Here is a 21,654-nt window from a genome sequence, read left to right on the forward strand (position 1 = left end):
GGTGACGCCGCTGGACCCGTGGGGTTCGGTGCGGGCGGCGATGTCGCACTTCAACCCGGCGCACCGGATGGCGGTCCGGTCGGCGTTCGCGGCGCTGCCTGGCCGCCGGGCTGCGGCTGACCACGCCCGACGAGCGGGTCGAGATCCGGCGCATCGTCGAGGAGCGGATGACCGCGATCCCCGGCGAGGACCTCTCGGTGCTCGGCTACTGGGAGTGGCTCGACGGCCTCGAGCGCGGCCTCGCCGCGCACCACGCCGGCATGCTGCCCGCGTTCAAGGAGGTCGTCGAGGAGCTGTTCGTCCGCGGCCTGGTCAAGGCGGTGTTCGCCACGGAGACGCTGGCGCTGGGCATCAACATGCCGGCCCGCTGCGTCGTGCTGGAGCGCCTGGTCAAGTTCAACGGCGAGGCACACGTCGACCTCACCCCCGGCGAATACACGCAGCTGACCGGCCGCGCCGGCCGCCGGGGCATCGACATCGAGGGCCACGCGGTGGTCGTCTGGTCGCCCGAGGTCGACCCGCGGCACGTGGCCGGCCTCGCGTCGACGCGGACGTACCCGCTGCGGTCGAGCTTCCGGCCCTCGTACAACATGGCCGTGAACCTGGTCGGGACGGTCGGGGCCGAGCGCTCCCGCGCGCTGCTGGAGGCGTCGTTCGCGCAGTTCCAGGCCGACCGGTCGGTGGTCGGGCTGGCCAAGCAGGTGCAGCGCAACGAGGAGACCATCGCGCAGTACGCCGACGAGGTCACCTGCAGCCATGGCGACTTCGAGGAGTACTTCGACCTGCGCATGCAGATCAACGAGCGGGAGCGCGCGCTGGCCCGGCAGGGCCTGTCGCAGCGCCGCGCCCAGGCGGTGTCGTCGCTGGAGCGCCTGCGGATCGGCGACGTGATCCGGGTGCCCTCGGGGCGGCGGGCCGGGCTCGCGGTGGTGCTGGACCCGGGCGCGGGCGGCTTCGGCGACCCGCGGCCGCTGGTGCTCACCCAGGACCGCTGGGCCGGCCGGGTGACGTCGGCCGACTTCACGTCGCCGGCGGAGGTGCTGGCCCGGATCCGGGTGCCCAAGAACTTCAACCACCGGAACCCGTCGGCCCGGCGCGACCTCGCGGCCGCGGTCACCGGGACGGGCCTCGACCGGCACAGCCGGCGCGGCCGCCGCGCGCGGGGGACCGGCGAGGACGCGCACCTGACCGACCTACGGGACAAGCTGCGCAAGCACCCGTGCCACGCCTGCCCGGACCGCGAGGAGCACGCCCGCTGGGCCGAGCGGCGCCGCCGGCTGCTGCTCGACACCGACGAGCTGCGCAAGCGGGTGGCGAGCCGGACCGGTTCGCTGGCCCGGACGTTCGACCGGGTCTGCGCGCTGCTGGCCGCCCGCGGCTACCTGTCCGAGACGGGCGAGGTCACCGAACACGGCCGGATGCTGTCCCGGATCTGGTCCGAGGCCGACCTGCTGGTCGCCGAGTGCCTGCGGCGCGGTGTCTGGGACGCCCTGACCCCGGACGAGCTGGCCGGCGCGGTCTCGGTGGTCCTCTACGAGGCGCGCCGGGAGGCCGACGAGCGGGCGTCGATCCCGCGCGGCCCGGTCACGGACGCGATCGACGAGACCATGAAGATCTGGGCGGAGCTGGAGGCCGACGAGGCGGCCCGGGGCGTCGACCGCACGCGGGAGCCGGACCTCGGCTTCGTGTGGCCGATCGTCCGCTGGACCCGCGGCGAGGCGCTGGCCAAGGTGCTGGCCAGCGGCCACAACCTGGACGGCGACATGCCTGCCGGCGACTTCGTGCGCTGGGCCCGGCAGGTGGTCGACCTCCTGGGCCAGATCGCCGACGCCGGCGGCGCCTCGAACACGGTGCGCACCACGGCCCGCCAGGCGATCGGCGCCATCAACCGCGGCGTCCTGGCCTACGTCAACGCCTGACCTGCGCTGATCGCGTCGACCAGGCGGCGGCACGGGCCCGCGAGGTTCCACTTCTCGGCCAGGGCCAGCAGTGTGTCGCCGTCGACGGGAGCGGTCGGCAAGGTGGTGTCGAGGTCGGGCAGCGAGACGTCGCGGGCCACCTTGACGACCGTCGGTGCGACCGCGAGATAGTCGCGGGCCGCGTCCAGCTTGCCGCGCAGGCCCGGCGCGAAGCCCGCCTTCGGGTCGTCGAGGGCCGCCAGCATCGCGTCGAGGGTGCCGTAGCGCGAGACCAGGCGGGCCGCCGTCTTCTCGCCCACCCCGGGCACGCCGGGCAGGCCGTCGCTCGGGTCGCCGCGCAGCGCCGCGAAGTCCGCGTAGCCCGCGGCCGGCACACCGTACTTCGCCTGGACCGCGGCGTCGTCGCTGTCCTCCAGTTTCGCCACGCCGCGCCCGCAGTAGAGCAGCCGAACCGGCTTCGCGTCGTCGATGAGCTGGTAGAGGTCGCGGTCGCCGGAGGCCACCTCGACCGGCCCCGGTTGCGTGGTGGCCAGCGTGCCGAGCACGTCGTCGGCCTCGTAGCCCTTCGCCCCGATCGCCGGGATGCCGACGGCCGCCAGGACCTCCAGGATCAGCGGGACCTGGGTCTCGAGGTTCTCGGGAACGACCTCCGTGGACGGTCCGCCGCCGGGCGCCAGCCGGTGCGCCTTGTAGGACGGGATCAGCTTGACCCGCCACGCCGGGCGCCAGTCGTAGTCGAGCGCGCAGACGAGCCGGTCGGGGCGGCGCGTGCGGATCAGCTGGGCGACCATGTCCAGGAAGCCGCGGACCGCGTTGACCGGGCTGCCGTCGGGGGCGCGGGCCGCCGACTCCGGGATGCCGAAGTAGGCCCGGAAATAGAGGCTCGGCGCGTCCACGAGCAGCAGCGGTCGTCTGGTCATCGTCACACTCTGCCACGCCCTAGATCGTCATGGGCAAGGGCCCCGGCCGGCTCCGGCCGCGCGGCGGGCACGGGCGCCGGGGCCGTCGCACGCCGGGCGTCCAGCAGGGCCACGACCAGCGCGGTCAGCATGATGAGCCCACCGACCAGCATGACCGAGCGCAGGCCCGTCGTGGGCAGCAGCGCGCCGCCGAGCAGGGAGCCGCTGGCGATGCCGGCGTTGAAGGCGGAACCCGAGGCCGCGGAGGCCAGGTCGGTGTTGCCGGGCGCGAGCTGGAGCGTGCGCCCCTGGATGGTCGCCGCGAACGCGCTGAACGCCAGCCCGAACAGCGCCAGCAGCGCCACGGCGACCGGCTGGACGGTGCCGAAGGCGTACATCAGCAGCATGCCGCCGCCGACGAGCCCGAGTGGCACCGTCAGCGCGGCCACCGGCCGGCTGTCGATGAACCGTCCGATGACGATCGTGCCGACCACGCCGGCCACGCCGGTCACGAGCAGCAGCAGGGAGAGCACGTCGTCCGGGAAGCCGCTGACGTCGAGCAGGAACGGCGTCACGTAGGTCTGCCCGACGAAGTTGCCGGTGATGCCGAGCGCGGTCACGACCAGCAGCGCGCGGAACCGCGCCCGGTGCGGCATGGTGCCGCGGGCGGCGCCACCGTCCTCTGGCGGGAACGACGGCAGCAGGGTGGTGACGACGACCCCGGCGACCAGGCCGAGCGCGGCGAGCACGACGAAGGCGGTGCGCCAGCCGGCCTGCTGGCCGATCCAGGTCGTGAGCGGGAGCCCGAGCACCGGTGCCAGCGAGGGGCCGATGGCGAACCGCGCCACGATGCGGCCGCGGACCGCGGGCGGGAACAGGCCCGTCACCGTCGGCCCGACGACCGTCCAGAACAGCGCCTGCGTGGCGGCGGTGGCCAGCCGCGCACCGGCGAGCACCCAGTAGCCCGTCGCCAGCGCCGAGACCGCGGTGGCGACGGTGAACACCGCGAACGTCACGGCGAGCAGGCGGCGCCGGGGAATCCGCCTGGTGAGCTGGGCGAGCGGCAGCGACGCCAGCACGACGACGAACGCGTAGCCGGTGACCAGCAACCCGACCTCGGACTGTGACCGGTCGAGGTCGGGCGCGATCACGGTGAGCAGGCCGACCGGGAGCAACTCGGTGGTCACATAGGCGAAAGCCGCCAGGGAGAGCGCGACCAGGGCGGCCGTCGCGCGGCCGGAGGAGATCTGTGGCGGCATGGGGACATGTCTACGAGCTTGCGCGGGAACGCGCCACCGACATTCGCCGGCGTTCCTCCGTCGGCTTCGGTGGCGGAGCGCCGCGCCAGCGCAGCACGCCGTGATACATGATCGTCAGGCACAGGCCCGCGTTGAGGAACGAGCCGAGCACGTCGCTCGGGTGGTGCATGCCGCGGTAGAGCCGGGTCAGCGCGACGCCGACGGGGATCAGCACGAACACCGTCCAGACCACCGCCTCCCAGCGCCCGCTCGTCGAGCGCAGGGCGAACAGCACCGCCAGGCCGCAGTAGAGGGCGGTCGCCGCCGACGTGTGGCCCGACGGGAAGCTCGACGTCGGCGGTGAGACGTCCATGTGCTCCACCGCCGGACGCTCCCGGTCGATGACGAGCGTCGTGAGCAGGAAGATGAGTGCCTGCGCCGCGACCGCGCAGGCCAGGAACAGCGGCTCGCGCCACGGGCGGTGGGTGACCAGCAGGATCACGATGGCGAACGCGCACACCGCGATCACCGACCACGTGTCGGCGATGGTGCTGAACACGAGCGAGGCCGCTGTCAGCGTCCCCGAGCGGGCGTCCTCGAGGGACACGTTGACCTGGTCTTCGCCGCCGGCCGGCCACCAACTGGCCGTGACGACGTGACCGAGCATCACCATCAGCCCGTAGAGGGCGACGAGCGGCAACAACAACCGGAGCAGGACCTGGCGCATGGCGACTCGGTTTACCCGTTCCCGCCGATTGCTACGCCCAGCGCCGCCGGTGACTCCGCGCCCGGCACGAGCAGCCGGGGCCTGCCACCGCCGTCGGCCGGAACCGACCACACGTCCGGGCGCCCGTCGGCCTGCCGCAGCGTGTAGCCGATCGTCGCGCCGTCGAGCCAGGCCGGCTGGTCGTCGACGCTCGCGGTCTCGGCCAGCGGCGTCACCGCCAGCGTGCTCAGGTCGAGCACCGAGAGCCGCCACCCCTTCGTCGGGTCGCCGTCGATCGCGTGCTTGAAGGCGATCCGCGTGCCGTCCGGTGACAGCGACGGGCACTCCACGTTCTCCGCGACCGTCGTCAGCGTCCGGCCCGCCAGGTCGCCCTTCATCAGGTACCGGTGGCCGCCCGTCGACATCGTCGCGTAGAACGTGTTGTCGTCGGCGGCGAACGTCACGCCCCAGAAGTTGCGGTCGGCCGCCCGGACCGATGCGGTGAACTCCTCCAGCGACGGCACCAGGGTTCCACTGACGGTGTCGAGGATCCCGGTCCGGGTCGAGAAACCGCCGCTGTTGTACGAGTCGCCACCCACGAACGTCGTCCAGGCCACGAGCCGCCCGGACGCCGACACCCGGGCCCGGTTCGGCAGCCCCGGGATGTCCACGGAGCGCACCGGATCGAGCCGGCGGTCGAGGACCACCATCTGGTACGCCCACGGCGTCGCCTGCCGCAGGCACACGCCGGTGCCGCCGGCCGCGTACGCCCGCACGCACTCGACCGCCGACACCGTGCGCGGTCCGGACGGGTCCGAAGTGGACACGACGGCGAGGTGCCGGTCGGTCACGGTCAACAGCACCGGTCCCGCGTCCAGCGTCACCGGTTTCGCCGCGATCGGAGCCGGATCCGCGACCCGTGCGGCAGCGCCGCGGATGTAGAACGTGGCGACCACGGCCAGCACCACCGCCACGCCCAGCATCGCGAGCACCCTGACCCGCACGCTCCAGCCGTTCACGCCGTCCGTCCCTTGTAGAGAAGCAAGCCGGCGGTCGTCCCACCGGCGACGACTGCCACCAGCGCCGCGGCCAGCACCGCCGCCGTCGGACCCCACGCCGTCCAGGCGAGCCCGAACAGCACCGACGAGACCAGGTAGGCCAGCGCCTGCCCGGTCTGCACGAGCGCCAGTCCGGTCGCCCGCAAGGCGTCCGGGAGCACCGGCCCGGCCAGTGCCATCAGCACGCCGTCGGTCGCCGCGTAGTAGAGGCCGTACGCGGCCAGCACCGGAACCAGCAGCGCCCAGCCGCCGAGCGGCGCGACCAGCAGGAGGTAGGTGACGGCGAGGGCGGCGTACCCGCCGAGCAGCACCGGCCGCCGCCCGATCCGGTCGGCCAGCACGCCCAGCGGCGCGGCGAGCAGGAGGTAGCCGAGGCTCGTGCCGACCGCCAGCAGCGGGAACCAGAGCAGCCCGATCTCGGTGCGGCGCTGCAGCATCAGGTAGACGAACCCGTCCCCGATCGTCGCGACCCCGAGCAGCACCGCGGCCAGCACCAGCCGCCGCAGGCCGGGGGAGCGCAGCAGCGCCACCGCGTCGCGGGGCGCGGGGCGTCGGGCCGGGACCGCCGCCAGGGGATCGCGCTCCCGGACGAACAGCACCAGCACCGCGACGCCCAGCACCGCGACGCAGAAGCTCGTGACGAACACGGCGTCGTATGACTGCCCCGAACCGGCCAGCACCGCGAGCGCGACCAGTGGCCCGAGGAACGCACCCACCGCGTCCATCGTCCGGTGCACCCCGAACGCCCGACCGAGGGCCGACGGCGGCGTCGAGAGCGTGATGAGCGCGTCCCGCGGCGCGGTCCGCAGCCCCTTGCCCATCCGGTCGACGGCGACCACGAAGCCGATGCCGGCCAACGACCGGCCGGCGGCCAGCAGCCCGAGCTTGGCGACGGCCGAGAGCGCGTAGCCGAGCCCCGCGAGCACCTTGCGGCCGCGGACCCGGTCGGCCACGTAACCGCCGACCAGACGCAGCACCGCGGTGGCTCCGGTGTAGACGCCGTCGACCACGCCGTACGCGAGCGGGCTCAGGTGCAGGCCCAGCACCAGGTACAGCGGCAGGACGGCGGTGACCATCTCCGCGGAGACGTCGGTCACCAGGCTGACGGTGCCGAGTGCCAGGACGTTGCCGCCGACGACCTTCACGCCGCGACTGCGACCCGTGCCGGTGGGCCGGTCGATCGTCGACAGGTACACGCCGATCACCATGTATCCCGCGTCGCGGCCGGACAACACCCGCCAGGTGAACAGATCGGTGTCCGTCGTTCACCCGTACGACCGGATCATGTTCATTCAAGCCCGTAGATTTCAAGGTCATGCGCATCCGTATCCTGGCCGGCGCCACCACGGCGACCGTCCTGGCCGGCGGCATCATCGCCGTCGTACTCAGCTCGACCACACCCGCGTCGGCCGCGACCACCACCTTCCGGCCGGCCGCCGACACCTACGTGCAGCAGGACACGCCCACGACCAACTACGGCACGTCGAACCAGATCACGGTCGACAACAGCCCGGTCCGCCGCCTGTTCCTGCGCTTCTCGGTGACCGGCGTCAGCGGCACGGTCAGCTCCGCCAAGCTGCGCCTCCGGACGATCTCCGGCAACGACGGCAGCAACAACGGCGGCGCGTTCCGTGCCATGTCCAACACCACCTGGTCGGAGACCGGCACGACGTGGAACAACCAGCCGTCGATCGACGGCGCGTCGGTCGGCTCGATCGGCACGGTGACCGCCGACGGCTGGTACGAGGTCGACGTCACCAGCGTCGTGAAGGGCAACGGCACCTTCAGCTTCGGCGCGACGTCGAGCAGCACCGACGGCGCCTACTACGACTCGCGGGAGAGCGGCGCCGACGCACCGCAGCTCGTCGTCACCACCGGCACCAGCACGCCGCCGCCCAGCGGTGACCCGGTGCTCGTCGGCGCCGGCGACATCGCGACGTCCGGTTCCGGCGACAGCGCCACGGCGGCGCTGGTCAACGGGATCTCCGGCACGGTGTTCACCACCGGCGACAACGTCTACACCAACGGCACCGCGAGCGAGTTCAACAGCTACTACCAGCCGACCTGGGGCGCCTTCAAGTCGCGGACCCGGCCCGCGCCGGGCAACCACGACTACAACACCTCCGGCGCGACGGGCTACTACAACTACTTCGGCTCGCAGGCGGGCCCGTCGGGGCAGGGCTACTACTCGTACAACCTCGGCAACTGGCACATCGTCTCGCTCAACTCCAACATCAGCATGTCGGCCACCTCGGCGCAGGTGACCTGGCTGCGCAACGACCTGGCCGCCAACACCCGGCCGTGCACCCTGGCCTACTGGCACCACCCGCTGTTCACCTCGGGCGCCAACCACGCCCCGTCGACCTCGACGCGGCCGCTCTACCAGGCGCTGTACGACAACAACGCGGACGTGGTCGTCTGGGGGCACAACCACCAGTACGAGCGGTTCGCGCCGATGAACCCGAACGGTGCCCTGGACAACGCCCGTGGCCTGCGGTCGTTCGTCGCCGGCATGGGCGGTGCCGACCACTACGGCTTCGGCACGATCCAGGCCAACAGCCAGGCGCGCAACAGCGACACGTTCGGCGTCCTCAAGTTCACGCTGCACGCCAACTCGTACGACTGGCAGTTCGTGCCGCAGTCCGGCAGGACGTACAACGACTCCGGGACCGGTAGCTGCCACTAGTCCCTCCCCTCAATGTCTGGTTTTGCGCCGTCCAACGGACCAGGCGCCTGAGGGGCAGAGTCCGACTGCCCGCCGCGCAACCAGCGCGGCGGGTAACGTCGGCCTTGTCATGACCGTTCCGGAGCTGGCCAGCACCGTGCGCCTCATGCTCAACGGGGCGCCGCGGGAGGTCGTGGTCGACAACCGCACCACCCTGCTCGACCTGCTCCGTGACCGGCTCGACCACACGGGCACCAAGAAGGGCTGCGACCACGGCCAGTGCGGCGCTTGCACGGTCCTGGTCGACGGGCGCCGGGCCAACTCCTGCCTGCTGCTGGCGGTGGCCGTCGACGGCCGCGAGGTGACCACGATCGAGGGGCTCGCCGACGACGAGCCCCATCCCATGCAGTCCGCGTTCGTCGCGCACGACGCGTTCCAGTGCGGCTACTGCACACCCGGCCAGATCTGCTCGGCGATCGGCATGCTGGACGAGCTGGCCGAGGGCTGGCCCAGCGCGGTCACCGATGGGCCGGTGCACCTCGACGACGGCGAGATCCGCGAGCGGATGTCCGGCAACATCTGCCGGTGCGGGGCGTACCCGCACATCGTCGCGGCCATCCGCGAGGTGGCCGGGGGCGACTGACGGTGCGCGAGTTCGCCTACGCCCGGGCCCGCAGCGTCGACGCCGCGGTCGCGCTGGTCGCCGACAACCCCGGCGCCCGCTATCTCGGCGGCGGCACCAACCTCGTCGACCTGATGAAGCTCGGCGTCGAGCGGCCGGACCTGCTGGTCGACGTGACCGGCCTGCCGATGCACCAGGTGACCGAGGACGGGGACACGCTGCGGGTCGGCGCGCTGGTCCGCAACAGCGACCTGGCCGCGCACCCCGTCGTGCGCGAGCGCTACCCGGCGCTCAGCCAGGCGGTGCTGGCCGGCGCCTCGGGCCAGCTGCGCAACGTGGCCACGACCGGCGGCAACCTGGTGCAGCGCACGCGCTGCGGCTACTTCACCGACCCGACCAAGCCCTGCAACAAGCGGATGCCGGGCTCGGGCTGCCCGGCCATCGACGGTGAGCACCACAACCTGGCCATCCTCGGCGCGTCCGACCACTGTGTCGCGACCCACCCGTCGGACCTCGCGGTCGCCCTGGCCGCGCTGGACGCCCGGGTGGACGTGCAGGACCTGGCCGGCCCGCACGAGATCCCGCTGGTCGACTTCTACCGCCCGGTCGGCGACCGCCCCGACCTCGAGCTGACCGTCCGCGACGGCGCCCTGGTCACCGGCGTGACGCTGCCACCGCTGCCGGCCGGCGCCCGGTCCCGTTACCGCAAGGTGCGCGAGCGGGCCTCGTACGCGTTCGCGATCGCCTCCGTCGCCGCGGTCCTGGTGGTCGACGACGGTCTGGTCCGCGACGTGCGGATCGCACTCGGCGCCGTGGCCTCGCACCCGTGGCGGGCCCGGGTCGCGGAGCGCGCGCTGCTGGACGGGCCGGCCGAACGGGCCGCGTTCGAGGCGGCCGCCGAGGCGGAGCTGGATGCGGCCCGGCCGCTGCGCGACAACGCGTACAAGGTGCCGCTCGTGCGTGACCTGATCGCGGCGGTGCTGTCCGACCTGGTGGAGCGGCGATGACCCGGACCTGGCAGGCGGCGCCGTCCGTCGGCCACCCGCTGACCCGGATCGAGGGCCTCGACAAGGTGACCGGCCGGGCCCGGTACGCCGGCGACGTGCCGTTGCCGGGCCTCGTCCACGGCTGGGTGGTGCCGGCCACCATCCCGTGTGGCCGGGTGCTCAACCTCGACGTCGAGGCCACCCTGGCCATGCCGGGCGTGCTGGCGGTGCTGCACCAGGAGAACGCGCCACGGCTGACCGACATCGGCGAGGGCACGCTGTTCCTGTTCCAGGGCGACCGGGTGGCCCACTGGGGAGCGCCCGTCGCGCTGGTCATCGCGGACACGCCCGAGCGGGCCCGGGAGGCGGCCGAGCGGATGCGGGTCGACTACCTGCCGGAGCCGCCCGACACCGTGTTCCGCCCCGACCATCCCGGCCTCTACCAGCCGGAGTTCGTCAACCCGCACAACGAGACGGTGACGGAGAAGGGCGACGTCGAGGCCGCGCTCGCCGCGGCGGCGGTCGTGGTCGACGCGTCGTACCGGACGCCGGCACAGCACAACAACGCGATGGAGCCGCACTCGACCACCGCATCCTGGGCCGACGGCCGGGTCACGGTGCACACCTCCACCCAGTACCCGTACGCCTGGTCGCGGAGCCTGGCCAAGCTCTTCGGCTTCGCGCCCGGGACGGTGCGCGTCCGTTCCGAGCACGTCGGCGGTGGCTTCGGCAACAAGGGCAACCCGCCGCGGCCGGAGTCCGCGCTCGCCGTGATGGCGGCGACGCTCGTCGGCCGCCCGGTCCGGGTGACCCTGACCCGGCCGCAGCTCTGGCCGCTGACCGGTTACCGCACGCCGACGGCGCAACGGCTGCGGCTCGGCGCCGACCCGGACGGCCGGCTGGTCGCGGTGGAGCATCGCGCCTCCGTACAGACCTCCCGGCTCGTCGAGTTCACCGAGCAGGTCGCGATCTACTCGCGCCCGATGTACGCCGCCGACCACCTGCGCACCAGCCACCGGGTGGTGGCCCTGGACGTGCCGACGCCGCGCTGGATGCGGGCGCCGGGCGAGGCGCCGGGGTCGTTCGGGCTGGAGTCCGCCATGGACGAGCTGGCCGAGGCGTGCGGCCTCGATCCGATCGAGTTGCGGCTGCGCAACGACCCCACCGAGGACCCGACCAGCGGGCTGCCGTTCAGCAGCCGCCGGCTGGCGGAGTGCCTGCGGGTCGGCGCGGACCGGTTCGGCTGGGCCGATCGGGACCCACGGCCGGCGGTGCGGCGCGACGGCCGCTGGTGGCGCGGCACCGGCGTGGCCGGCGCGCACTACCCGGCCCGGACCGTCGCGACGACCGCGCACGCCACCGCGCTGCCCGGCGACGGGTTCGAGGTGCGGGTGGCCGCGGCCGACATCGGCACCGGCGCGCGCACCGCGCTGACCCAGCTGGCCGCGGACGCCCTCGAGGTGCCGGTCACGGAGGTGCGGGTGCTGGTCGGCGACAGCGACTTCGGCCCGGCGCAGGGCGCCGGCGGCTCCACGGGCACGGCGTCGTGGAGCTGGCCGGTGGTCACCGCGTGCCGCGACCTGGCCCACCGGCTGGCCTCGGGTGAGCCCGTGCCGCCGAAGGGGCTGACCAGCACGTTCGACTCGGCCGACGCGGTCGCCGCGCGCGGCGACTTCGCCCGGTACGGGTTCGGCGCGCAGTTCGCCGAGGTCGCGGTCGACGTGGCCACGGGCGAGGTGCGGGTGCGCCGGCTGACCGGCGTCTTCGCGGTCGGCCGCGTGGTCAACCCGCTCACCGCCCGGTCCCAGCTCATCGGCGGCATGACCATGGGCCTGTCCACCGCGCTGCTGGAAGAGTCCATCATGGACGGCCGGTTCGGCGACTACGTCAACCACAACCTGGCCGACTACCACGTGGCGACCAACGCCGACGTCGGCGAGCTGGACGTGGCCTTCGTCGACGACCCGGACGACGAGCTCAACCCGTCCGGTGTGAAGGGTCTCGGCGAGATCGGCATCGTCGGCGTGCCGGCCGCCATCGCCAACGCCGTCTGGCACGCGACCGGCGTGCGCCAGCGCGACCTGCCGATCACGCCGGCCCGGGCGGCACTGTAGACGCCGCCCGCGTTCCGGATTAGCTTGTCGATCGTCGCACCCCCCTTTTCGACGAGGTGATCCGATGACGGCCGATCATCCCTTGGCGCGGCTGCGCGCCGCCGAGATCGACGCCGCACGCACGCTGTTCCAGAAGAACGACCTGCTCACACCCACCACCCGGTTCGCGCTGCTCGCCCTCGAGGAGCCCGACAAGCACACCGTCCTCGCCTGGCGGGACGGCGACCCGCTCGACCGGCGCGTCCGGGCGCTCCTGCTCGACGTCGCCACCGGACAGGTCCGCTCGGCGATCGTCTCGGTCACCCGCGAGCAGGTCGACGAGGTCGTCGAGATCGACCCCGCCGTCGACGGGCAGCCGCCCATCCTGCTCGACGAGTTCATCTCGGTCGACGAGATCGTCAAGGCCGATCCCGAGTGGCGAGCCGCGATCGAACGCCGTGGCATCACCGACTTCGACCTGGTCCGGCCGTGTCCGCTGTCGGCCGGCGACTTCGACCTGCCCGGCGAGAGCGGCAAGCGCCTGCTGCGCGTGCTGTCCTTCGTGGCCCACCGCCCCGAGGACCACTGCTGGGCCCACCCGATCGACGGCGTGGTCGCCTACGTCGACCTGATCGAGAAGAAGGTCGTCCAGCTCATCGACCACGCGTTGTTGCCGGTGCCGCAGGAGGAGGGCAACTACGACGACCCCGCCTACACCGGTCCGCCGCGCGAGACGCTGAAGCCGCTGGAGATCACCCAGCCCGACGGCGCCAGCTTCCAGGTCGCCGGCGACGAGGTGACCTGGGAAGGCTGGAAGTTCCGGGTCGGCTTCGACCCGCGCGAGGGCCTGGTCCTCCACCAGCTCTCCATCCAGGGCCGGCCGCTCGTCTACCGTGCGTCGATCGCCGAGATGGTGGTCCCGTACGCCGACCCGAGCCCGGTGCGGTTCTGGCAGAACTACTTCGACGCGGGGGAGTACCTGCTGGGCCAGCAGGCGAACTCCCTGGTGCTCGGCTGTGACTGTCTCGGCGAGATCCACTACTTCGACGCCGTGCTCGCCGACGGCGAGGGCAACCCGCGCGAGATCTCCAACGCGATCTGCCTGCACGAGGAGGACTTCGGCGTGCTGTGGAAGCACTCCGACCTGTTCACCGAGGCCGCCGAGACCCGCCGCCAGCGCCGCCTGGTGATCTCCTACTGGGCCACCGTCGGCAACTACGACTACGGCTTCTTCTGGTACCTCTACCTCGACGGCACGATCGAGATGGAGGTCAAGGCGACCGGCGTCGTGTTCACCTCGTCCTACGCGGAGGGCTCCGAGTACGCCACCGAGATCGCACCCGGCCTCGGCGCGCCTTACCACCAGCACCTGTTCAGCGCGCGGCTGGACATGATGCTCGACGGCGTCGGCAACGCGGTCGACGAGCTCGACGTGCGGCGCGTGCCGGTCGGCGGGGCCAACCCTTACGGCAACGCGTTCACCCGCACCGCCACGCGGCTGTCCACCGAGTCGCAGGGCGCCCGCAGCGCCGACAACAGCGTCGGCCGGGTGTGGCGGATCTCCAACCCGAACAGCACCAACCGCCTGGGCGAGCCCGTCGCGTACGTGCTGCGCCCCGAGGGCCAGCCGGCGCTGCTCGCGGACGAGAGCTCGTCGATCGCCCGCCGGGCCACGTTCGCCACCAAGCACCTGTGGGTCACGCGGTACGACGCCGACGAGCGCTACCCGGCGGGCAACCACGTGAACCAGCACCCGGGCGGTGCCGGCCTGCCCACGTTCGTCGCCGACGACCAGTCGATCGACGGTGAAGACATTGTCCTGTGGCACACATTCGGCAGCACGCATTTCCCACGCGTGGAGGACTGGCCCGTGATGCCGGTCGACCGCTGCGGATTCGCCTTGCGGCCCGCCGGATTCTTCGACCGGAACCCCACTCTGGACGTTCCGGCCACCACGGCAAAACACTGCCATTAACACCTAATTAGGGGGTACGTCCGATGGACGTACCCCCTAATTTGAATTGTTCTATTTTTAACGGCGAGTGATGACGGCCATCGCCGCGACCGCGCCTTCGACGCCTTGGATGACATCGCGCAGCGGAGCGGGAAGGCGCGCGACGATCGCGCCGATGCTGTCGGTCACCTCTTGCCGCGTCCACTCCAGCATGATGCGTTGTTCGAGGCCAGTGGCCTTGATCAGAGCGGCCAGCGTGGCCGTCTGCGCATCGATCTGCGCAGGTCGCTGCAGGTAGTAGGACAGTCGCACGAGCGGCCGCGTCGCCGTCAGTGCGTTGACCGCCGGGTAACGGACAGTGACCTTCCTGGACAGCCCAGAACGCTGCTCGTCGCGACGGACCATCCCCGCGGCGATCACGCGCTGGGCGACCACCTCGCCGACGTTGCCGCGCAGGTGCTCCACCCAGGCGCGGGGGACGAACTCGTTGCCTCTGCTGTGGATCTCGCGCAGCACGACGTCGGTGACCGGGTCACCCCAGGGGCGGGGGTCGTCGACGGCCACCTTGCTGGACATCACGGTCACGCGTCTCTGCAGGATCAGCTCGCCTAGTGCGGCACCGGCCAGGCCGGCATCCAGCATCTCCTGGTTGATGACAGCCTTGCCGGTGTATTCGTTGTGACCGGCAAGGAAAAGTTCGTCGGCAAGCCCTAAGTCGCTCATAACCTCAGGCGGTGTGTAAGGAGTCGAGAGGAGAGATCACCGGCGTTGGGATGGGGGCGCCGATTTTGTGCGGGGCAAACTGTACGCCGATCTTGGCGCGCATTCAACTGTTGTGATCCTTCGATAACGACCCTCCACAGTCTTGAGTGGTGCGGACGGTGGTCGTACGATCGGGCGTCGCGAAACCGATCAAAGACCCTCTGAATCGAGGAACCCCCCAGTGTCCGAACAGCTCGCAGGAACCCTCGCCAGGCGACGCCTCGGCGTAGTACACCTGTTCTTCTTCGTCGTGGCGGCATCGGCACCGCTGACGGTGCTCGGCGGCGGCGTCACGACCATGTTCGCCGTCACCGGTTCCAAGGGCATCCCGCTGTCCTTCCTGGTGATCGCGCTCATCCTCGGCATCTTCGCGGTCGGCTACGCCGCGATGAGCCGGCACGTCGCGAACGCCGGTGCCTTCTACTCGTACATCGCGCAGGGCATTGGCCGGCCTGCCGGTGTCGGCGGCTCGTTCGTCGCGCTGATGACCTACAACACGATCCAGATCGGCCTCTACGGCCTGTTCGGCTTCATCATCGGCGACTTCATGAACACGAAGTTCAGCGTCGACCAGCCGTGGTGGGTCTGGGCCCTGCTGGGCTGGGTGCTGATCGGCATCCTCGGCATGCTGCGGGTCGACCTCAACGCGAGCGTCCTCGCGGTGCTGCTGATCCTCGAGATCATCGCGACCGCCGTGTTCGACATCGTGGGCGTGGGCAACCCGGCGGACGGCTCCGGCGTCTCGCTGGCCGGCTTCGACCCCGGGAACCTGTTCACCAGCGGCCTCGGCGCCGTGTTCGCCTTCGCCATCGCCGCGTTCACCGGCTTCGAGTCCGGCGCCATCTACAGCGAGGAGGTCAAGGACCCCCGCCACACGGTCGCGCGGGCCACCTTCTTCGCCGTGCTGTTCACCGGCATCTTCTACGCCATCTCGGCGTGGGCGATGACGGTCGTGGTCGGCCCCGACAACGTGCAGCAGGCCGCCACCGAGGCGGGCCCGGGCGTCGTGTTCGGCACGCTGGCGCAGTACACCAACAACACGATCGCCGACATCGCCACGGTGCTGTTCTTCACCAGCGTGTTCGCCGCGCTGCTTTCGTTCCACAATGGAGTCGCGCGCTACTTCTTCGCGCTCGGCCGTGAGCGGGTGCTGCCGCAGTTCCTCGGCCGCACCAGCCGCCGCACCATGGCGCCGATCGCCGGCTCGATCGCGCAGTCGGTCATCGCGATCGTCGTGCTGATCTTCTTCATCATCGCCGACCGTGACCCGGTGATCGACCTGTTCACCTGGCTCTCGGGCGTGTCCGCGGTCGGCGTCGTGCTGCTGATGGCGGCCACCTCGGCCTCGGTCGTCGGCTACTTCCGGGTCCGGCGCGGCGACGAGTCGGCCTGGCAGGGTCGGGTCGCCCCGGCGATCGCGACGATCCTGCTGACCGCGCTGCTGGTGACGCTGGTCGCCAACTTCAACTACCTGCTCACCCCGGACACCCCGAGCTACCTGCGCTGGGTGCTGCCCGGCCTGATCGCGCTGGCCGCGATCGCGGGCATCCTCTGGGGCGCCGTGCTCAAGTCCTCGCGTCCCGACGTCTACGAGGGCATCGGGCGTACGGTCGGCCAGCCGCTGACCGCCGACGAGTCCGGCTCCGAGTCCGACTACGTGCCGGTGCACTAGGTTTCCGGAACGCCCGCGCGGCCTCCGCGCCGCGCGGGCGTTCGCCCTGGGGCGTAACGTTCGTCGCACCCCCTCTGCGAACGGAGCGCCCCCATGGAATACCCGCGCCTGGGCTCGTCCGGCCTCGTCATCTCGAAGGTCGTCGTCGGCTGCATGGGCTTCGGCGACCCGACCCGTGGGCATCACGCCTGGAGCCTCGACCTGGACGCGTCCCGCCCGCTGATCCGCGCGGCCCTCGAGGCCGGGGTCACGACGTTCGACACCGCCAACGTCTACGCGTTCGGCTCGAGCGAGGAGATCCTCGGGCAGGTCCTGGGCGAGTCGGCCCGGCGCGACGAGGTCGTCATCGCGTCGAAGGTGCACGGCCGGATGGGCGACGGCCCCAACGGCTCGGGCCTGTCCCGCGGCGCCATCATGACCCAGGTCGACGCGAGCCTGCGCCGCCTGCGCACCGACTACATCGACCTCTATCAGATCCACCGCTTCGACCCGCACACTCCGGTCGAGGAGACGATGGAGGCCCTGCACGACCTGGTCCGCGCCGGCAAGGTCCGCTACCTGGGCGCGTCGTCGATGTGGACGTGGCAGTTCGCGCAGCTGCAGCACGCCGCGGACCTGGGCGGCTGGACGCGGTTCGTGTCGATGCAGAACCACTACAACCTGCTGATGCGCGAGGAGGAACGGGAGATGCTCCCGTACTGCCTCGACCAGGGCGTCGGCGTGATCCCGTGGAGCCCGCTGGCCCGCGGCAAGCTGGCCCGCGACTGGGCGACGACCACGGAGCGCAGCGGCACGGACCGCTTCGGTGCGACCCTCTACCAGCAGTCGCGCGACGCGGACCGCCGGATCGTCGAGGCGGTCGGCACGGTCGCCGACAAGCGCGGCGTCTCCCGCGCCGCCGTGGCGCTGGCCTGGATGCTGGCCAAGGACACCGTCACGGCCCCGATCGTCGGCGTCACCAAGGAGCACCACCTCACCGACGCGAGCACGGCGCTCGAGGTGGAGCTCACCGAGGACGAGATCGCCCTCCTCGAGGAGCACTACACGCCGCGCGCGCCCGAGGGGTTCTGACCGGGTCGCGACGCCGACCACCATGCCGCCGTGGCCAGGACGGCCACGGTGGCACTGAACAGGAACGGGGCCTCGGCGCCCAACGTCGCCGCCAGCGCGCCGCCGAGCAGGGCCCCCAGGGCCGTGCAGCCGTAGGTGACGGTGCGCGCGGCCGCGACCACCCGGCCCAGCAGGTCCGCCGGGACCGCGCGCTGGCGGATGGCCAGGGCGGTCACGTTGAGCACCGCGAACGTGGCGCTGGTCGTGACCACCACCGTGGCCGCGGCCCAGCGGTCGGGCGCGACCACGAGCAGTGCCGGCGTGCCGGCCGTGAGGGCCAGCGACCAGGCCAGCACCGCGCGGTGGCGGAAGCGGGCGATCAGCCGGTCCGCGGCGAACGAGCCGAGCAGGCCGCCCGCGGCGCCCGTGGCGAGCAGCAGCCCGAAGCCGAACGCGCCCAGGCCCAGGCTGTCGCGGGCGTAGAGCACGAAGATCGCGAACCAGGCGCTGTCGGCCGCCCCCACGGCGGCGCCGACCAGGACCAGCGTGCGGAGCATCGGGTTGCGCGCCAGCCAGCGCGCCCCGGCCAGCACGCCCGGACGCTCCGAAGTAGGCGTGACCGGCGCCGGGCGCCGGGCCAGGCTCAGCGGCAGGGACAGCACCAGCATGACGGCCAGGGCCAGGGTCGCGCCGTTGACGGCGAACGGGAGCGCGGCGCCCGCGACGAACAGCAGCGCGCCGACGGGCGGCCCGACGAACTCGTTGCCGACGACCTCGCCGGCGATCAGGCGGCCGTTGGCCTTCTCGAGCTGGCTGTCGTGGACGAGTCGCGGCACCGCCGTCTGCGCCGCGGTGTCGCGGACCGTCTCGCCGACGCCGAGCAGGAACGCGGCCGCGACGACGAGCGCGACGGTGGCCCAGCCGGACGCCACCGCGACGACCAGGGTGACCAGCACGGCGACCCGGCCCGCGTCGGCGGCGACGATGAGCTGGCGGGCGCCGCGCCGGTCGGCCAGGGCCCCGGCCAGCAGGCCCGTCACCAGCCAGGGCAGGAACTGCGCCGCCGCGACCGCGGCCACCCCGAGCGGCGAGGCGGTCAGTGCCGCCGCGAGCAGAGGGAAGGCCGCGACCCGGATGCCGTCGCCGAGGTTGGCGAGCGCGGACGCGCCCCAGAAGCGCCAGAACGCCGGGCCCAGGGATCGCTCGACCATCGGGTGACCGTACCCGAGGATTTCCGATCTTCGCACCTGGCGCCTTTTCCGGTGGCACGATCGAACGGGTGAGCGACGCCATCGACCTCGACCGGCACGTGTACGGCGATCCCGGCGCGGCGATCACCATCGTGGAGTACGGCGACTTCGAGTGCCCGTACTGCGGCGCCGCGTTCCCGGTGCTGCGCAAGCTGATCGACGGCTCGGACGGCCGGGTCAAGCTCGTCTACCGGCACTTCCCGGTGTTCACCAAGCACCCCTACGCGCTGACCGCGGCGCTGGCGGCCGAGGCGGCCGATGACCGCTTCTGGCCCATGCACGACCAGCTCTTCAAGCACCAGGCCAGGCTGACCGATCCGGACCTGGTGGCGTACGCGACCGAGGCGGGCGTCACCGACCCGGAGTCCGTGATCGGCGAGGCGGCGCAGCGGTTCCAGCCGGCGGTGGAACGGGACTACACGGCCGGCGTCGGGGAGGGCGTGCGCGGCACACCCACCCTGTTCGTCGACGGCCGGCTCTACTCGGGCCGCGTGGAGCTGGCCGCGCTGCGCAGCACGCTCGGGCTCGGCCGCTGAGAGCCTGGTGAGCACCGCGTCGCTGCCGCCGCGGCCGGGGCCGCGAACCCGGCTGTCGAGCGCGCTGCCGCTGGTGCCGCAACCCGTCACGAGGTTCCTCGTCACCGAGGCCGGCAGTGGCTTCCTCCTGCTGGCCGCCGCCATCGCGGCGCTGATCTGGGCGAACGTGCCGGACGGCCACTACGAGTGGGTCTGGGAGACGACCGCGTCGATCCGGCTCGGCGACTGGGGGATCACCCTCGACCTGCGCCACTGGGTCAACGACGCGGCCATGGCGATCTTCTTCCTGACCGTCGGCCTGGAGATCAACCGGGAGATCACGGTCGGGGAGCTGCGCCGCGGCCGGTACGTGCTGACGCCCATCTTCGGCGCCGCCGGTGGCGTCGTCGTGCCGGCGCTGATCTTCTACGCGTTCACCTCGGGCTCGCCGGCCGAGCACGGCTGGGGCATCCCGATCTCCACCGACACCGCGTTCCTGCTGGGCATCCTGGCGCTGTTCGGCCCGCGCTGCCCGGACCAGCTGCGGCTGTTCTTCCTCACCCTGGCCATCGTCGACGACATCGTGGCGATCCTCGTGATGGCCATCTTCTACACCCCGAACCTCTCGACGGTGCCGCTGATCGTCGCCGTCGCGCTCTCCGGGGTCCTGCTGTTCCTGCGCTGGGCCGGTGTCTGGCAGCTCCGGTGGTACGCGTTCGTCGGCATCGCGCTGTGGTTCGCCGTCTACGAGTCCGGCATCCACCCGACGCTCGCCGGCGTGGTGATCGGCCTGATCGTGCCGGCCACGCCGGTCGACCCGCGGCTGCTGGAGTTCATGCGCTTCTACGGCCGAGGTCTGATCGAGCGGGCGGACGCGGCGCGGGCCCGGCTGACGGTGCTGGCCGCCCGGGCGACCGTGCCGGCCAACGACCGGATGCAGGACGCGCTGCACCCGTTCAGCGCGTACGTCATCGTGCCGATCTTCGCCCTGGCCAACGCCGGGGTGGCGATCAACGGGGAGAGCCTGTCCCGGGCCGTCCAGTCGCCGGTCACGATCGGCGTGTTCCTGGGCCTGGTGGTCGGCAAGACCGTCGGCATCTCACTCGGCACCGCGGTCGCGCTCTGGACCAAGCTCGGCGAGCTGCCGGGCCGGGTCCGCTACGGCCACCTGATCGGCGGCGCGGCGCTCGCCGGGATCGGCTTCACCATCAGCCTGTTCATCACCGACCTGGCGTTCGACGACCCGATCCTGACCGACGACGCGAAACTGGGCGTGCTGGCCGGCTCGGCGGTGGCGGCGGTGATCGGCTCACTGGTCCTGCGCTACCTGGGCGAGCGCCTGCCACTGTGCATGGTGGAGGACGACGAGGCGATCCCGGCGCTGCCCACCGGCCCGTGGCGGGACCCGACCCGCCCCGCCTAGCCGGCGCCGGGCGGTCAGCCGAAACGGCGCCAGACGCTGCGGCGGTTGCGGCCCGGGGCGGACCGGTCCAGGCGCCGCAGGGTGGACGGCAGGTCGACCCGGCGATCCGGGGTGACGTCGTGCAGGGTCAGCACGAGGCCCTGCACCGCCGGGTGGTTGCGCAGGTCGCGGCAGTTGACCTCGACCTGGATCCAGGAGCCGTCGGCGCGGCGCAGGGTCCACTCGGTGTTGACGCCGCTGCCGTCCATGGCCGACCGGGCCCGGTCGAGCGTGTTCTCCACCTGGCCGTGGTCGTCGCGGTGGATGATGTCGCGCCACGTCGACAGGATCGGCACGGACACCTTGAGCATGTCCGCCATGGACGGGCTCGCGTACCGGATCCACTCGTCGGCGTCGAGCAGGATCACCACGTCCGCGGTGCGCTCGCTGACCGCGCTCAGGTAGGCGTCGCGCTCGCGGCGGCTGGTCTCGACCGTGCGGCCGACCCGGCGCAGGGCCAGCGCCGCCTGGCTGGCCAGCACCTCGAGCGTGTCCTGCAGGCCGGCCAGCACCGCGTGGTCGCCGCCGATCGCGATCGCGCTGACCGGCGAGCGGTGCCGGCCCGGCTGGTCGGTGGCCAACGACGCGACCAGGGTCGCTGGCAGGCCGGCCAGCGGCGCCCGCAGGTCCGGGTGGAGCAGCCGGGTGGCGCTCAGGCGGCTGCGTCGCCCGCCGGCCGTCGCGGGCGGCTGGTGGTCGAGCAGCACCAGCGGCAGCCAAGAACGGTGCAGCGGGCCGGGCGGCCGATCATCGACGCCGGCATCAAGGCGATGAGCTCCGACGCGATCGCGCTCGCGGGCTCC

The 21,654-nt window shown here is 72.3% G+C and carries 17 protein-coding genes and 1 pseudogene; 10 read left to right on the forward strand and 8 right to left on the reverse strand.

The window, feature by feature from the left end; all coding sequences use genetic code 11:
- Positions 1-89: 89 nt before the first annotated feature.
- Positions 90-1,919 (forward strand): annotated as a pseudogene (locus AB0H87_RS18770) (helicase-related protein); the annotation flags it as partial.
- On the opposite strand, the gene AB0H87_RS18775 reads toward AB0H87_RS18770, so the two are convergent.
- From AB0H87_RS18775 to AB0H87_RS18795, 5 genes are read right to left on the reverse strand one after another with little or no spacing between them, the layout of a single operon-like run.
- Positions 1,904-2,839, reverse strand: coding sequence for a 5'-3' exonuclease (locus AB0H87_RS18775; protein ID WP_360146667.1), 936 nt, complete (start codon positions 2,837-2,839; stop codon positions 1,904-1,906). The pseudogene AB0H87_RS18770 and the gene AB0H87_RS18775 sit on opposite strands and share 16 nt — an antisense overlap.
- Before the next feature lie 2 nt (positions 2,840-2,841).
- Positions 2,842-4,077: an MFS transporter gene (locus AB0H87_RS18780; protein WP_360146669.1), complete on the reverse strand. Its 1,236-nt coding sequence runs from the start codon at positions 4,075-4,077 to the stop codon at positions 2,842-2,844.
- Positions 4,078-4,087: 10 nt separating this feature from the next.
- A complete protein-coding gene (locus AB0H87_RS18785) occupies positions 4,088-4,783 on the reverse strand; it encodes a phosphatase PAP2 family protein (RefSeq protein WP_360146672.1) in 696 nt (231 codons plus the stop codon).
- Positions 4,784-4,794: 11 nt separating this feature from the next.
- Positions 4,795-5,781: a hypothetical protein gene (locus tag AB0H87_RS18790; protein WP_360146675.1), complete on the reverse strand. Its 987-nt coding sequence runs from the start codon at positions 5,779-5,781 to the stop codon at positions 4,795-4,797.
- Positions 5,778-7,028, reverse strand: coding sequence for an MFS transporter (locus AB0H87_RS18795; protein WP_360146678.1), 1,251 nt, complete (start codon positions 7,026-7,028; stop codon positions 5,778-5,780). Before AB0H87_RS18795 ends, AB0H87_RS18790 begins: the two co-directional genes overlap by 4 nt.
- Before the next feature lie 107 nt (positions 7,029-7,135).
- On the opposite strand from AB0H87_RS18795, the gene AB0H87_RS18800 reads away from it, so the two are divergent.
- From AB0H87_RS18800 to AB0H87_RS18820, 5 genes are all read left to right on the forward strand, one after another.
- Positions 7,136-8,506 (forward strand): DNRLRE domain-containing protein, encoded by a 1,371-nt coding sequence (locus tag AB0H87_RS18800; protein WP_360146681.1) that lies wholly within the window; start codon positions 7,136-7,138, stop codon positions 8,504-8,506.
- A 109-nt stretch (positions 8,507-8,615) separates the two neighbouring features.
- Positions 8,616-9,128, forward strand: coding sequence for a 2Fe-2S iron-sulfur cluster-binding protein (locus AB0H87_RS18805; protein ID WP_360146684.1), 513 nt, complete (start codon positions 8,616-8,618; stop codon positions 9,126-9,128).
- 2 nt (positions 9,129-9,130) lie between these two features.
- The gene (locus AB0H87_RS18810; RefSeq protein ID WP_360146687.1) at positions 9,131-10,114 is read left to right on the forward strand and encodes a xanthine dehydrogenase family protein subunit M; all 984 of its coding nucleotides are present in this window, start codon (positions 9,131-9,133) and stop codon (positions 10,112-10,114) included.
- A complete protein-coding gene (locus AB0H87_RS18815; protein ID WP_360146690.1) occupies positions 10,111-12,207 on the forward strand; it encodes a xanthine dehydrogenase family protein molybdopterin-binding subunit in 2,097 nt (698 codons plus the stop codon). The genes AB0H87_RS18810 and AB0H87_RS18815 overlap by 4 nt, the downstream gene beginning before the upstream one ends.
- 64 nt (positions 12,208-12,271) lie before the next feature.
- Positions 12,272-14,161, forward strand: coding sequence for a primary-amine oxidase (locus AB0H87_RS18820; protein ID WP_360146693.1), 1,890 nt, complete (start codon positions 12,272-12,274; stop codon positions 14,159-14,161).
- A gap of 57 nt (positions 14,162-14,218) precedes the next feature.
- On the opposite strand, the gene AB0H87_RS18825 is transcribed toward AB0H87_RS18820, so the two are convergent.
- A complete protein-coding gene (locus AB0H87_RS18825; protein ID WP_360146696.1) occupies positions 14,219-14,863 on the reverse strand; it encodes a GPP34 family phosphoprotein in 645 nt (214 codons plus the stop codon).
- A gap of 220 nt (positions 14,864-15,083) precedes the next feature.
- Between AB0H87_RS18825 and AB0H87_RS18830 the strand changes: the two genes are divergently transcribed.
- Entirely contained in the window at positions 15,084-16,574 is a 1,491-nt protein-coding gene (locus AB0H87_RS18830) for an APC family permease (protein WP_360146699.1), read from the forward strand.
- A gap of 93 nt (positions 16,575-16,667) precedes the next feature.
- Positions 16,668-17,645: an aldo/keto reductase gene (locus AB0H87_RS18835; protein WP_360146702.1), complete on the forward strand. Its 978-nt coding sequence runs from the start codon at positions 16,668-16,670 to the stop codon at positions 17,643-17,645.
- On the opposite strand, the gene AB0H87_RS18840 is transcribed toward AB0H87_RS18835, so the two are convergent.
- A complete protein-coding gene (locus tag AB0H87_RS18840) occupies positions 17,615-18,835 on the reverse strand; it encodes an MFS transporter (protein WP_360146705.1) in 1,221 nt (406 codons plus the stop codon). The genes AB0H87_RS18835 and AB0H87_RS18840 overlap by 31 nt on opposite strands.
- Positions 18,836-18,903: 68 nt before the next feature.
- On the opposite strand from AB0H87_RS18840, the gene AB0H87_RS18845 reads away from it, so the two are divergent.
- A complete protein-coding gene (locus AB0H87_RS18845) occupies positions 18,904-19,410 on the forward strand; it encodes a DsbA family protein (RefSeq protein WP_360146708.1) in 507 nt (168 codons plus the stop codon).
- Positions 19,411-19,417: 7 nt separating this feature from the next.
- Positions 19,418-20,812: a Na+/H+ antiporter NhaA gene (nhaA, locus tag AB0H87_RS18850; protein ID WP_360146711.1), complete on the forward strand. Its 1,395-nt coding sequence runs from the start codon at positions 19,418-19,420 to the stop codon at positions 20,810-20,812.
- A gap of 14 nt (positions 20,813-20,826) precedes the next feature.
- Here nhaA and AB0H87_RS18855 read toward each other — a convergent pair whose 3' ends face one another.
- Positions 20,827-21,558, reverse strand: a complete 732-nt coding sequence (locus tag AB0H87_RS18855; protein ID WP_360146714.1) for a PAS domain-containing protein — start codon at positions 21,556-21,558, stop codon at positions 20,827-20,829.
- Positions 21,559-21,654: the final 96 nt, after the last annotated feature.

This window comes from Asanoa sp. NPDC050611 (assembly GCF_040654855.1).
Taxonomy (GTDB): Bacteria; Actinomycetota; Actinomycetes; order Mycobacteriales; family Micromonosporaceae; genus Asanoa.